This is a genomic window from Ancylobacter sp. TS-1 (assembly GCF_009223885.1).
Classification (GTDB): Bacteria; Pseudomonadota; Alphaproteobacteria; order Rhizobiales; family Xanthobacteraceae; genus Ancylobacter.
In genome coordinates, this window is record NZ_CP045144.1 from 3,850,930 (window position 1) to 3,863,375 (window position 12,446).

The 12,446-nt window shown below is 66.1% G+C and carries 11 protein-coding genes and 1 pseudogene; all 12 read left to right on the forward strand.

Features of this window, described 5'->3' with window-relative positions:
- Nucleotides 1-174 precede the first annotated feature (174 nt).
- The 12 genes and pseudogenes from GBB76_RS18095 to GBB76_RS18150 all read left to right on the forward strand — a co-directional run bounded on the left by GBB76_RS18095 (nucleotide 175) and on the right by GBB76_RS18150 (nucleotide 12,442).
- Nucleotides 175-1,179, forward strand: coding sequence for an ABC transporter substrate-binding protein (locus GBB76_RS18095; RefSeq protein WP_152304594.1), 1,005 nt, complete (start codon nucleotides 175-177; stop codon nucleotides 1,177-1,179).
- A gap of 10 nt (nucleotides 1,180-1,189) precedes the next feature.
- On the forward strand, nucleotides 1,190-2,020 hold the full coding sequence (locus GBB76_RS18100; protein ID WP_152304595.1) for an ABC transporter permease: 831 nt from the start codon (nucleotides 1,190-1,192) through the stop codon (nucleotides 2,018-2,020).
- 2 nt (nucleotides 2,021-2,022) lie between these two features.
- A complete protein-coding gene (locus tag GBB76_RS18105) occupies nucleotides 2,023-2,829 on the forward strand; it encodes an ABC transporter ATP-binding protein (RefSeq protein ID WP_152304596.1) in 807 nt (268 codons plus the stop codon).
- A gap of 11 nt (nucleotides 2,830-2,840) precedes the next feature.
- On the forward strand, nucleotides 2,841-3,593 hold the full coding sequence (locus GBB76_RS18110; RefSeq protein WP_152304597.1) for an ABC transporter permease: 753 nt from the start codon (nucleotides 2,841-2,843) through the stop codon (nucleotides 3,591-3,593).
- Nucleotides 3,593-4,297, forward strand: a complete 705-nt coding sequence (locus GBB76_RS18115; RefSeq protein ID WP_152304598.1) for a fumarylacetoacetate hydrolase family protein — start codon at nucleotides 3,593-3,595, stop codon at nucleotides 4,295-4,297. The genes GBB76_RS18110 and GBB76_RS18115 overlap by 1 nt, the downstream gene beginning before the upstream one ends.
- 70 nt (nucleotides 4,298-4,367) lie before the next feature.
- Nucleotides 4,368-5,581 (forward strand): annotated as a pseudogene (locus tag GBB76_RS18120) (NADP-dependent isocitrate dehydrogenase).
- Nucleotides 5,582-5,770: 189 nt separating this feature from the next.
- On the forward strand, nucleotides 5,771-6,460 hold the full coding sequence (locus tag GBB76_RS18125) for a GntR family transcriptional regulator (RefSeq protein ID WP_152304600.1): 690 nt from the start codon (nucleotides 5,771-5,773) through the stop codon (nucleotides 6,458-6,460).
- Nucleotides 6,461-6,576: 116 nt separating this feature from the next.
- Complete coding sequence (locus GBB76_RS18130) at nucleotides 6,577-7,380, forward strand: carbohydrate ABC transporter permease (protein WP_162375655.1); 804 nt, start codon at nucleotides 6,577-6,579, stop codon at nucleotides 7,378-7,380.
- Between the two features lie 57 nt (nucleotides 7,381-7,437).
- The gene (locus GBB76_RS18135) at nucleotides 7,438-8,736 is read left to right on the forward strand and encodes an extracellular solute-binding protein (protein WP_152304602.1); all 1,299 of its coding nucleotides are present in this window, start codon (nucleotides 7,438-7,440) and stop codon (nucleotides 8,734-8,736) included.
- Between the two features lie 79 nt (nucleotides 8,737-8,815).
- Complete coding sequence (locus tag GBB76_RS18140; RefSeq protein ID WP_152304603.1) at nucleotides 8,816-9,706, forward strand: carbohydrate ABC transporter permease; 891 nt, start codon at nucleotides 8,816-8,818, stop codon at nucleotides 9,704-9,706.
- A 1-nt stretch (nucleotide 9,707) separates the two neighbouring features.
- Nucleotides 9,708-12,014 (forward strand): propanediol/glycerol family dehydratase large subunit, encoded by a 2,307-nt coding sequence (locus tag GBB76_RS18145; RefSeq protein ID WP_152304604.1) that lies wholly within the window; start codon nucleotides 9,708-9,710, stop codon nucleotides 12,012-12,014.
- Nucleotides 12,011-12,442, forward strand: a complete 432-nt coding sequence (locus tag GBB76_RS18150) for a diol dehydratase small subunit (protein WP_152304605.1) — start codon at nucleotides 12,011-12,013, stop codon at nucleotides 12,440-12,442. The genes GBB76_RS18145 and GBB76_RS18150 overlap by 4 nt, the downstream gene beginning before the upstream one ends.
- Nucleotides 12,443-12,446 lie beyond the last annotated feature (4 nt).

Sequence of the window (12,446 nt, forward strand, 5' to 3'; positions counted from 1 at the left end):
CCGGCTCAACCAAAGTTCGAATTGGTTCAATCTATGAAGCGTGCATACGGCGCGGTCAAGCCATTCCGCCCTTGACCGACCTGTCTAGCCAATATAAACCAAAATGAAATTGGTATCCAACCTCGCGGGTTGGTCAGCGGCGGATTCAACCGCCCCGCTCATGGGAGACTGGAAATGCTCAAGGACTTTACGAGGAGATTGCGCGGTCTTTCCGGCACGGCCCTGGCCGTCGGATTCGGACTGGCCCTCGCGGCGGCGTCGCAGGCGGAGGCGAAGGTCCGCGTCGCCTATGGCGACATTGCGAGCGTCGAGAACCTGCATCTTCTGGCGGCCTTCGAACTGGCCAAGCAGAAGGGCGTCGAGATCGAGATGACGTACCTCAAGTCCGAGGACATCGCCGCGCAGGCGGTGGTGAGCGGACAGGCCGACATCGGCGTCGGCGGCCCCTACGCCCTGATGCAGAAGGTGAAGGTGCCGGTGCGCATCTTCCTTCAGCTTTCCACGCTGCGCTTCTACCCGGCCGTGAACGCCGAGTTCTACAAGACGTGGAAGGATCTCAACGGTCAGGAAGTCGCGGTGCATTCGCGCGGCTCGGGCACCGAGGCGATCATGAAGCTGATGGAGGACAAGCAGGGCATCAAGTTCTCCAAGATCAGCTACATCCCCGGCTCCGAGGTGCGCACGGGCGCGCTGCTGCAGGGCAATGTGAAGGCGACGATCGTGGATTCGGCGGGTCGCCGCCTGCTGCAGGAAAAGGCGCCCGGCAAGTTCATCATCCTGCCGCTCGACGGCGTGAACGCCACCGACGAGGCGCTGTTCGCCCGCCAGGACTTTCTCGACAAGAATCCGAAGGACGTCGACGTCATCGTCGAGTCGGTGCTGACCACCTGGCGCGAGGTGACGAAGAACCCGGCGATCGTCGCCGAGTGGCGCGCCAAGTACAAGCTGCTGCCCGATCTGCCGGCCGATCAGGTGGCGGAGATCACGCCCTATTTCACCGAGCTGGCGCAGGGCAAGGCGTTCCCGCCCAATGGCGGCGGCGAGGCGGCGGCTAAGGACGACTTCGCCTTCTACACCCTCTCCGGCCAACTCCAGGGCGATCCCGCGAGCCTCAAGGTCGAGGATTTCTGGGCGCTCGAGCCGCTGAATCGCGCGCTCGGCAAGGTCGGCACCAACTGAGGCCGGGGGGATGACCTTCCCGGCGCAGGCGAACGGCTCCCCTCGGGCCGTTCGCCCCTCCGAGGCTTCCTTCATCTGGAGGAAGCTCTCGGAGCACCGCACGGCCCTCTGGCGCACCGCGTCGATCGGCCTGTTCTTCCTCATCTGGGAAATCGCCGGCCGCATACCGATCAGCTTCGCCTTCCCGACCTTTCTGGAGACGCTGCGCGCCTTCGTGACGATGACGCTCGATGGCTCCTTCGTCGCCGCCTATGCGCAGACGCTGCAGCCGCTCGTCATCGGTATCGCGATCTCCGCCCTCATCGGCATCGGGCTCGGCATCGTCATGGGCCTCTCGCGCTTCGCCGAGTGGCTGGTGGCGCCGGTCTTCATCGTCGTGCAGGCCGCGCCCATGGCCGCGCTGATCCCGCTCATCACCTTCGTCTACGGCATCGGCCTGGTGTCGAAGACGCTGGCGGTGATCATGCTCGCCCTGCCGGTGATCGCGCTCAACGGCTACAAGGCGGTGCGCAATGCCAATCCGTCATTGGTTGCGATGTGCTACTCGTTCCAGGGCACATGGTGGCAGCGCATCACCAAGATCATCATACCGGACGCCAGCCCGGTCATCTTCGCGGGGCTGCGGCTGGGTCTGGCCGCCGGTTTCATCGGCGTCATCCTCGCCGAACTGCTGATCACCCCGACAGGCATCGGCGATCTCATCACCTATCACCGCTCGGTGGCGGACTACCCGGAAATGTACGCCGCGGTGGTCTCCATCATCCTCGTGTCCACCCTCACGCTCGCCGCGCTTGAGGCTTTCGAGCTTCGCGTGCTGCGTCCCGAGAAGAGGAAGTCCTGAACATGCGGAACATCACCGCCGAGGCGGCCACCGCCGCCACCCGGACCGCCGGCTCCGACGTCGCCGTCGAGGTCCGGGGCATCTGCAAAATGTATAACGAGGTCGAGGCGCTGCGCTCCATCGACCTCGACTTCCCCGCCGGCAAGCTCACCACGCTGCTCGGGCCTTCCGGCTGCGGCAAGACCACGCTGCTCAAGATCATCGCCGGCCTCATCCCGGCGACGGCGGGCGAGATCCGCGTGAACGGCAAGACCGTCACCGGCCCCGGCCCCGAGCGCGCCTTCGTCTTCCAGGACTTCGCGCTGATGCCTTGGGCGACGGTGATGCGCAACGTCGCCTTCGGCCTCGAACTGAAGGGCATGGGCAAGGACGAGCGCCAGGCGATCGCCCATAAATACATCGCCGAGGTCGGCCTCTCCGGCTTCGAGAGCAAGTTCCCGCACGAGCTTTCCGGCGGCATGCGCCAGCGTGTCGGCCTCGCCCGCGCCTTCGCGGTGAACGCCGACGTGCTCCTCCTCGACGAGCCGTTCTCGGCGGTGGACGAGCAGAACCGCCGCAAGTTCCAGGAGGACCTGCTCGAACTGGTGGAGAAGGAGAAGAAGACCTTCATCTTCGTCACCCATTCCATCGAGGAGGCGGTCTACTGCTCGGACCGCATCGTCATCCTGTCGCGCCGGCCCGGCCGCATCGCGCAGATCATCGAGCCGGAGATCGACCGCTCCGCCTCTCCCGACGCCATCCGCCGCGACCAGGGCTATCTCGACACCGTCGAGGAGATCTGGCAGGGCCTCAAGCGCTACGTCGACTAGGGGAGGACGGCATGACCCTTTTCGGTTTTCGCGTCCCGATGATGGCCTCGCTGGTTGTCTGGTGCGTCGTGTGGGAGATCGTGGGGCGCTCCGGGGCGATGTTCCTCATTCCCCCGCTCTCGAATGTGCTGGTGGCGGCCGTGGCGCTGGTGCAGACCGGCACCTGGCAGGCGGCGGCGCTCACCACACTGAACAGCTTCCTCGTCGGAATGGCGTTCGCGATCGTCGCCGGCGTCGCCATCGGCGTGCTCATGGGGCGCTCGAAGACGGCGGACAACCTGCTCGGCATCTGGGTGAACATCTTCGTCTCGGCGCCGCTCTCGGCGCTGGTGCCGGTGCTGATGATCCTGTTCGGCATGGGCGAGACCACCGTCGTCGTCACCGTCTTCCTGTTCGCGGTCTGGATCATCGTGCTGGACACGCGGGCCGGCGTTCAGGGCGTGCCGCCCTCGCTGATCGAGATGGGCCGCAGCTACGGCGCCTCGCGCGCCACGCTCTATGGCAAGATCATCCTTCTGGCCGCGCTGCCGGAAATCCTCGCCGGCATCCGGCTTGGCGTGGTGCGCGGCGTGAAGGGCGTGGTGATCGGCCAGTTGCTGGTGTCGATCATCGGCTATGGCGAGTTGTTCGAGCTTTACTCGCGCAATTTCGACATGGAAAACTTCTGGGCACTGACGATCATCCTCTTCGCTGCGGCGATGGGATTGTCGGCCCTGATCGAAAGCATTGAAAAACGCGTCGACTATTATGCAGGAGTACGCTGATGAACGCGCCCATCGATAATTCCGCCTACGTGATCACGCCTCCTGGCATTCCGACGCTTCCCGTCGAAGGCTCGGACAAGCTGTTCCCGATCCACCGCATCTACTGTGTCGGCCGCAACTACGCCGAGCACGCCATCGAAATGGGGCACGATCCCGACAAGGAGCCGCCCTTCTTCTTCCAGAAGAACCCCGACAACGTCATTACCGACGGCACCTTCCCCTATCCCGACAAGTCGAAGGACGTGCATTACGAGCTCGAAATGCTCGTCGCCATCGGCAAGGGCGGCGTCAACATCCCGGTCGAGAAGGCGATGGAGCACGTCTGGGGCTACGGCATCGGGCTCGACATGACCCGTCGCGACCTGCAGGGCGAGGCCAAGAAGCTCGGCCGCCCGTGGGAAGTGGGCAAGGCGTTCGAGGCCTCCGCGCCCTGTTCGGCGCTGGTGCCGGCGGCGAAGATCGGCCATCCCACCGACGGCAAGGTGTGGCTGAACGTGAACGGCACCCCGCGCCAGCTCGGCGACCTCAACCAGATGATCTGGAAGGTGCCGGAGATGATCTCCTACCTCTCCGGCCTGTTCGTGCTCCAGCCGGGCGACGTCATCATGTCCGGCACGCCGGCCGGCGTCGGCGCCATCGTGCGCGGCGACCTGCTCGAAGGCGGGGTCGACGGCGTCGGCACCCTGACCGTCAAGGTGGTCTGAGGTTCGTTCAGGCGTACCCCGGCGGCGCGCCGCCGGGGTCGTCCGCGACGTGGTTTTCAGGAGCGTTCCGGTGGCAAAGATCAAAGTGGCAAACCCCGTCGTCGAGCTCGACGGGGACGAGATGACGCGCATCATCTGGGGGCTGATCAAGGACAAGCTGATCCACCCCTATCTCAACATCGATCTCGAATATTACGACCTCGGCGTCGAGAACCGCGACGCGACCGACGATCAGGTCACGGTGGATGCCGCGCACGCGATCAAGCGGGTGGGTGTGGGCATCAAATGCGCCACCATCACCCCCGATGCCGGCCGCGTTGAAGAATTCGGCCTCAAGAAGATGTGGCGCTCGCCGAACGGCACCATCCGCAACATCCTCGGCGGCGTGATCTTCCGCGAGCCGATCATCTGCAAGAACGTACCGCGCCTCGTGCCCGGCTGGACGCAGCCGATCATCGTCGGCCGCCACGCCTTCGGCGACCAGTACCGCGCCACCGACTTCCTGTTCCCGGGCAAGGGCACGCTCTCGATCAAGTTCGTCGGCGACGACGGGCAGGTCATCGAGCACGAGGTCTACAAGGCCCCGGGCGCCGGCGTCGCCATGGCGATGTACAATCTCGACGAGGCGATCGTCGAATTCGCCCGCGCCTCGCTCAATTACGGCCTTGCCCGGCGCTATCCGGTCTACCTCTCCACCAAGGACACCATCCTCAAGCAGTATGACGGCCGCTTCCGCAGGATCTTCGAGGAGATCTATGCCAGCGAGTTCAAGGCCGAGTTCGAGAAGCACAAGATCTGGTACGAGCACCGGCTGATCGACGACATGGTGGCTTCGGCGCTGAAATGGTCGGGCGGCTATGTCTGGGCCTGCAAGAACTATGACGGCGACGTGCAGTCCGACATCGTGGCGCAGGGCTTCGGCTCGCTGGGTCTGATGACCTCGGTACTGATGACCCCGGACGGCCGCACGCTGGAATCGGAAGCGGCCCACGGCACGGTGACGCGCCACTATCGCGAGCACCAGAAGGGCAAGGAGACCTCGACCAACTCCATCGCCTCGATCTTCGCCTGGACACGCGGCCTCGCCCATCGCGCCAAGCTCGACGACAATGCCGACCTCGCCGCCTTTGCGAGCACGCTGGAGAAGGTGTGCGTCGACACGGTGGAGGGCGGCGACATGACCAAGGACCTCGACTCCTCGTGGGCCCGGACCAGAAATGGCTGTCGACCACCGGCTTCATCGACCGGATCGACCAGAATCTGAAGCTGGCAATGGCGGGCTGATCGCCTCCTGATCGCCTCGCATGGATGGAGACGGGCGGGGCGGCGGCGGGCCGCGCCCGCCCGTTTGCGTTCCGACGGCCTGCCGCGCCGCCTCCCACCCCCGGTTCGGGCGTCACGCCCTTGCGCCCCGGTCCGCGATCTGGTTTGTTATAACAAATAGCGGTCGCGGAATCGGAAAGGCCCGGGTGCATGAAGCTGCAGCAACTCTTTCAGGAGCCGTTGCACGAACAGGCCTATGCCGCACTGCGGGAAGCCTTGCGGACCGGGCGTTTCAAGCCCGGACAGGCGATGACGATCCGCGGGCTCGGCAAGGATCTGGGCATCTCGGCGACACCCGTGCGCGAGGCGTTGCAGCGCCTCATCGCCTCGCAGGCGCTGCAATTGCAGCCCAACCGCACCATCATCGTGCCGGTGCTCACCCGCCGCCGTTTCCAGGAGATCACCAAGGTCCGGGTGCGGCTGGAAGGGCTGGCGGCGCTCGAGGCGGCGCCGCGCCTCACCGGCCGCGACATCGCCGAGCTGGAGGCCCTGTCGGCGGCGATGACGGCGGATATCCGCGACCGGCGCTTCAACGACTATCTCGCTAATAATGAGCGGTTCCATTTCCGCATCTATGAGGCATCGGGCATGGGTTTCCTGCGCGAACTCATTGATCTTGCTTGGCTTCAGACGGGGCCTTGGCTGAACGCGCTGGCTAGCGAGGGGCGCTTCCACGCCATCGCCAACACCGTTCACGATGAAATCATCGGCCTTGCCTCGGCCGGCGACGCCAATGGCGTGAGCGAAGCGGTGCAACGCGATATTCTCGAAGCCGCGCGCCTGCTCATGCGCTTCCTCGACGACGAGGAGGACATCCGCCCGCTGGCCGTGGCCGGCTAGGGCTAGACCGTCGACGGGCGATTTTTCGCTTGCCACGGCCGCTACGTGCCCAATATTGTTATAACATATAACATCGATCGCAGCGGAGACCCAGGATGGTCGGCGAGTCTCGATGGGTGCAGTGGGCATCCCACCTCATTCTGGGCAGCGCCTCGGCGATGGTGCTGCTGCCGCTGGTGTGGGTCCTGCGCACCTCCTTCGCCGACAAGGTGGTGGCCTATCAGATGCCGCCCGACCTGTTCTTCGCGCCCACGCTCGACAATTACCGCGACGTGCTGCTGCGCTTCGATTTCGGCTCCTTCTTCCTGAACAGCCTGATCGTCGCGCTGCTCACCACCGCCATCGCCCTGCTGCTCGGCGCGCTCGCCGCCTATGCGATCGACCGCTTCCGCACCGGCGGGGCGGTGATGCCGCTGGCCATACTCGCCACGCAGATGATGCCGCCCATCGTCCTCGTCATTCCGTTTTTTCTCATCTTCAAGCGGCTCGGCCTCGCCGACAGCCATGCCGGCCTCGTCATCACCTACCTGACCTTCAACCTGCCCTATGTGGTCTGGCTGCTGGTGAGCTTCTTCAAGCGGGTGCCGCGCGAGCTTGACGAGGCGGCGCTGATCGACGGTGCCGGCCCGTTCACCGTGTTCTGGCGCATCGTGCTGCCGGCGGCGCTGCCGGGCATCGGCGCGGCGGCGGTGCTCTCCTTCGTGCTGTGCTGGAACGAGTTCCTGTTCGCCCTGATGCTCACCGGACAGCAGACCAAGACGCTGCCGGTCGCCATTTCCAGCCTGGTGACGCAACAGGGCACGGCCATCGGCGCGGTGTGCGCCTCCACCATGCTCGCCATCGCGCCGATGGTGCTCATCTACTTCGCGATCCGAAAGCTTCTCGTTGCCGGGCTCAGCCTCGGCGCGGTGAAGGGCTGACGAACAAGCCCGACCGGACAAACCGGCCTTCCAGCCTCACGACAAAAGGGAACTGTCATGACACGCGTGAAATTCGGCACCAGTGCCGCCGTGCTCGCCTTTCTCGCCGCCGCCTCGCCGGCCTTTGCCGCCAGCGACGTCTGCAAGGGCTCCGACATCAACATCCTGATGGAGACGGTGCCGGACACCGAGGCGCTCCAGGCCATCAAGGGCGATTTCGAGAAGCAGTTCGGCGCCAAGGTCAACATCGAGGCGGTCAACTACTCGCTGATGCACGAGAAGCTGGTGCCCAGCCTGACCGCCCCCACCTCCAGCTACGACGTGCTGGTGGTCGACAGCTACTGGGTCGGCGAGTTCAAGACCGCCGGCTGGATCAGGGATCTGGACGCGTGGATCGCCCGCGACAAGATCGACACCAGCCTCTATTTCCCCGCCCTGATGGCGCTGAACGGCACGGTGCAGGGCAAGACCTACATGCTGCCCTTCTGGCAGTACGCGATGGGCATCCTCTACCGGAAGGACATCGTCGAGGACCCGACCTTCCAGGCGGCCTACAAGGAACAGTTCAAGCGCGACTGGCGGATTCCGGCCACGCTGGAGGAGTTCGCCGAGGTCGTGAAGTGGTCCGGCAAGCAGAAGGACATGTACGGCATCGCCATGGCCGCCCAGCGCGCCGACCCGGTGGTGATGGAAGCCACCAACTACCTGTTCGCCGAGGGCGGCGACTTCTACGACCGCAAGACGTGGAAGCCGACCATGGACACGCCGGAGGCGGCCAAGGCCGTCACCATCTATGCGGACCTCATCAACAGCGCCGCCCAGCCGGGCGCGCTCGGCGCCAATTTCGACGACGTCGCCAACACGCTGAAGCAGGGCAAGGCGATCTTCGCGATCAGCTACCTGTTCCTGTTCCCGACGCTGGAAGACCCCAAGGACTCCACCGTCGTCGGCAAGATGGCCTTCGCCCCCGTGCCCGGCAAGGACAGCTTCCTCGGTGCCTGGGGCTGGGCCGTGCCGACCAACGCCAAGAACCCGGACTGCTCTTGGGAATTCCTGAAGTGGGTCGAGTCCAAGGACGTCGCCTACAAGCGCGCCCTTGCCGGCGGCCAGCCGACGCAGATGTGGATCTACGAGGACGCCGACTTCATCAAGAAGTGGCCGGCCATGTCGCAGGTCGGCAACGCGCTCGCGCACTCGAAGGGCCTGCCGATCATGTCGCGCTCCACCCAGCTGGTGGAGACCTTCGCCGAGGTGATGGGCTCGGTCCTGGCCAACAACGTGCCTCCGGCGACGGCGCTGGCGGATTCGCAGGACAAGTTCGGCCGTCTCGTGAAGGGCGATCCGCTGCTCAAGTGAGCGGACCCTTCAGCGCGCCATCCCGCCCCGGGGGCCTGCCTCCCGGGGCCCGTGCCTCACGACATCAGGGTCGCGACCGATGACCACCGCCACGATGAGGGCCGGTTCCCCCGGCCGCCGCCGCAATCTCGCGCAGTACGTCTTCGTCGCTCCGGCGGTGATCGTGCTGGCGCTGGTTGTCGCCGCGCCCCTGCTGTACTCGATCTATCTGAGCTTCCAAGAATACATCATCACCTACGGCATGGGCGACTTCGCCGGCTTCGCCAATTATCTGGCGGTGCTGTCGGACGACTTCGCCCATGTGTCATGGGTGACGCTGAAGCTCACCGTGCTGTGCGTGGTCTTCGAGTTTGTCATCGCCTTCGGCCTCGCCTTGCTGCTCAACCAGCCGCATCTGCCGGGGCGCTCCTTCTACCTCATCGTGCTGATGATCCCGGTGCTGATGACGCCGGTGGCGGTCGCGCTGATGTTCCGGCTGATGTTCAACCCGAGCCTCGGCATCGTGAACTGGCTCATCAGCCTCGTCGGCATTCCGCCGCAGGGCTGGTTCGGCGACCCCCATCTGGCGCTCGCCACCGTCATCTTCGTCGACATCTGGCACGAGACCTCGCTGATGCTGCTCATGCTCTATGCCGGGCTCAAGGCGATGCCGAGCGAGCCGGTCGAGGCCGCGCGCATCGACGGCGCCAGCCGGCTCCAGATCCTGCGCTACGTGACGTGGCCGCTGATGAAGCCGATCATCATGGTCACGCTGATGATCCGCATGATCGCGGCGCTCAAGAGCTACGACCTCATCTACATGCTGACCCAGGGCGGCCCCGGCAAGGCGACGGAGACCATCTCCTTCTATGCCTACCGCCTCGGCTTCCGCTTCCTCGACATCGGGCAGGCGGCCGCCGTCTCCTTCATCCTTCTGATCGTCGTCACCCTGCTGACGCTGGTGCTGCTGCGCACCATGCGGGAGAACTGAGATGAGCGACGCACGCAAGGACGGCGCGGCCCCGGCCAGCAACCGCTGGCGCCGTTTCGGCGAATGGGATGCCCGCCCGCTGCGGCAGGACCTGTTCGCCGCCGAGAACCCGGAGGCGGGCTTCTCGGTCTTCCACAGCCCATACGATCCCGCGCCGTCGCTGACCATCGAGGGCGGGCGCGTGAGCGTCATGGACGGCAAGGCCGCCGGCGATTTCGACATCATCGACGCCTTCATCGCCGCCCATCACATCGACCCGGAGATGGCCCCGGTCGCGATGGCGATGGACCCGGGCGCCATCGCCCGGAAGCTGGTCGATATCAACGTGCCCCGACAGGAACTTGAGGCGCTCGCCCGCGGTCTGACGCCGGCGCGCCTCGCCGAGGTCGTGGGCCGGTTGTCCGCGCTTGAGATCACTTTCGCCTACGCGAAGATGCGCCAGCGCCAGAGCCCCGGCAATCAGGCCCACGTCACCAACGCCAAGGACGACCCGCTCCAGCTTGCCGCCGATTCCGCGACCGCCGTCGCGCTCGGCTTCGACGAGATCGAGACGACGATGCGGGTCGCCTCCAATGGCTGGGCCAACGCGCTCGCCTGCACGGTGGGCGCGGCGGTCGGGCGGGGAGGGGTGCTGTTCCAGTGCTCCATCGAGGAGGCGGAGGAGCTTCAGATCGGCCTCGCCGGGCTGGCCTCCTATGCCGAGACGGTGTCGGTCTACGGCACCGAACGCGCCTTCATCGACGGCGACGACACGCCTTGGTCGAAGGCGCTGCTGACCGCCGCCTATGCCTCGCGCGGCATCAAGGCGCGCTGCACCTCCGGCGCGGCGGCCGAACTCCTGATGGGCTTTCACGAACAGCGTTCGCTGCTCTACCTCGAAGCGCGCTGCCTGTGCCTCCAGCGCGCCATGGGCGTGCAGGGCACGCAGAATGGCGGCATCGACGGCGCCCCGCTCACCGCCTCCATGGCGGGTGGCGTGCGCGAACTGATGGCGGAGAACCTCATCGCCGTCTGGCTCGGGTTGGAGTGCGCCTCCGGCAACGACACCCGCACCAGCGAATCCGAGATCCGCGTCGGCGCCAAGATCACGCCCTATCTGCTGGCCGGCTCGGACCTCATCTGCTCGGGCTTCGGCTCGATCAAGAAATACGACAACTCGTTCAACCCCTCGCTCTTCAACGGTGAGGAGATCGAGGACTATCTCGTCCTCCAGCGCGACTTCCAGACCGATGGCGGGCTCACCCCCGTCGACGAGGATCAGGTGCTCGGCGTGCGCATGCACGCGGTGGAGGCGCTGGCCGACGTGCTGGACGAACTCGGTCTTGCCAAGGTCGGGCGGGAGCGGCTGCTGTCGGTGGTGTTCGCCTCCGGCTCGGAGGAGACGCAGAGCTACACCGCCGGCGAGGTGACGCCGATCAGCGCCGCCATCAAGGCGCGTGGCCTCACCGCGCTCGACGTGGTGCGGGCGCTGGCCAGGCGCGGCTACGCCGAGGAAGCGGAAAACCTCCTGCTGATGCTGCGCCAGCGCATTTCCGGCGACTATCTCCAGACCTCCGCTTTGGTGCGCGACGGGCGGGTGATGAGCGCCGTCAACGATCCCAACGACTATCGCGGCCCCGGAACCGGCTACCGCATGCCGCAGAAGCGCTGGCAGCAGGTGCAGGGCATCCGCAACGTGCTCACCCGCGAGCGCGTGCTGGCGGCGGAGAATGTCGCCGCCGATGCGGCGGGGGATGCCGACTGGCTGGTGCCCGCCGGCGTGGCGGCGAAGGGTGCCGACCCGCATGAGGTGGTGATCGGCGTCAGCCCCGCCTTTGCCCGCCAGCTGCACCAGACCACGGCCGGCCATGCGCTGGCGGACGTGGTGGCGGCCCTCGTTGGCGGCATCGAGGACGGCGGCGGCACGGCGCGGTTGGTGCGGATGGTGCACACCGCCGACACCTCCTTCCTCGGCCTCGCCGCCGCCCGGCTGTCGGGCTCGGGTTTCGGAATCGGCATTCAGGCCAAGGGCACGACGGTGCTGCACCAGGCCGACCGCATGCCGCACATGAACCTCGAACTGTTTTCCAACGCCCCCCTCGCCGGGCTCGACCATTATCGCGCGCTCGGCCGCAACGCCGCCCGCCACACCTTCGGCGAGGCGCCCGAGCCGGTGGTGGTGCCCACCCATGGCGAAGCGCTGGGCGCGCGCTTCCATGTGCGGGTGGCGCTGCTCTACGCCATCGAGACCGGTCTCATCGAACCGACGGGCCACCCCATCGAACTCACCTACCACCCCGAAAAGCGTGCGCCGGAGGCTGCGCAATGAGTGCGAAACCCGTCAGCGACCTCGACCTATATCCCGTCTCGGAAAAGGCGCCCGAGCGGGTGAAGACCCCCACGGGCAAGCCGCTTTCCGCCCTCACGCTGGAGGCCGTGCTTTCCGGCGAGGTCGGCAATGAGGATATCGCCATCACGCCGGAGGCACTGCTGCTTCAGGCGCGCATCGCCCGCGCCGCCGGGCGCGCCACGCTGGCGGAGAATTTCGAGCGCGCGGCCGATCTCGTCCGCGTGCCGCAGGAACTGATCCTCGACACCTATGAGCTGCTGCGGCCGGGCCGTGCCCGCGACGCGCAGCAGCTTCTCGACCGCGCGGCGCAGCTTCGCCGCGACTATGGCGCCGCGCGCGTCGCCGCCCTGATCGAGGAGGCCGCCGCCGTCTATACGCGCCGCGGCCTGTTCGTGAAGAGATACTGAGCAG

Coding starts and splice junctions, on each gene's coding strand:
- GBB76_RS18095 (WP_152304594.1), top strand. CDS start 175: ATGCTCAAGGACTTTACGAGGAGATTGCGCGGTCTTTCCGGCACGGCC.
- GBB76_RS18100 (WP_152304595.1), top strand. CDS start 1,190: ATGACCTTCCCGGCGCAGGCGAACGGCTCCCCTCGGGCCGTTCGCCCC.
- GBB76_RS18105 (WP_152304596.1), top strand. CDS start 2,023: ATGCGGAACATCACCGCCGAGGCGGCCACCGCCGCCACCCGGACCGCC.
- GBB76_RS18110 (WP_152304597.1), top strand. CDS start 2,841: ATGACCCTTTTCGGTTTTCGCGTCCCGATGATGGCCTCGCTGGTTGTC.
- GBB76_RS18115 (WP_152304598.1), top strand. CDS start 3,593: ATGAACGCGCCCATCGATAATTCCGCCTACGTGATCACGCCTCCTGGC.
- GBB76_RS18125 (WP_152304600.1), top strand. CDS start 5,771: ATGAAGCTGCAGCAACTCTTTCAGGAGCCGTTGCACGAACAGGCCTAT.
- GBB76_RS18135 (WP_152304602.1), top strand. CDS start 7,438: ATGACACGCGTGAAATTCGGCACCAGTGCCGCCGTGCTCGCCTTTCTC.
- GBB76_RS18140 (WP_152304603.1), top strand. CDS start 8,816: ATGACCACCGCCACGATGAGGGCCGGTTCCCCCGGCCGCCGCCGCAAT.
- GBB76_RS18145 (WP_152304604.1), top strand. CDS start 9,708: ATGAGCGACGCACGCAAGGACGGCGCGGCCCCGGCCAGCAACCGCTGG.
- GBB76_RS18150 (WP_152304605.1), top strand. CDS start 12,011: ATGAGTGCGAAACCCGTCAGCGACCTCGACCTATATCCCGTCTCGGAA.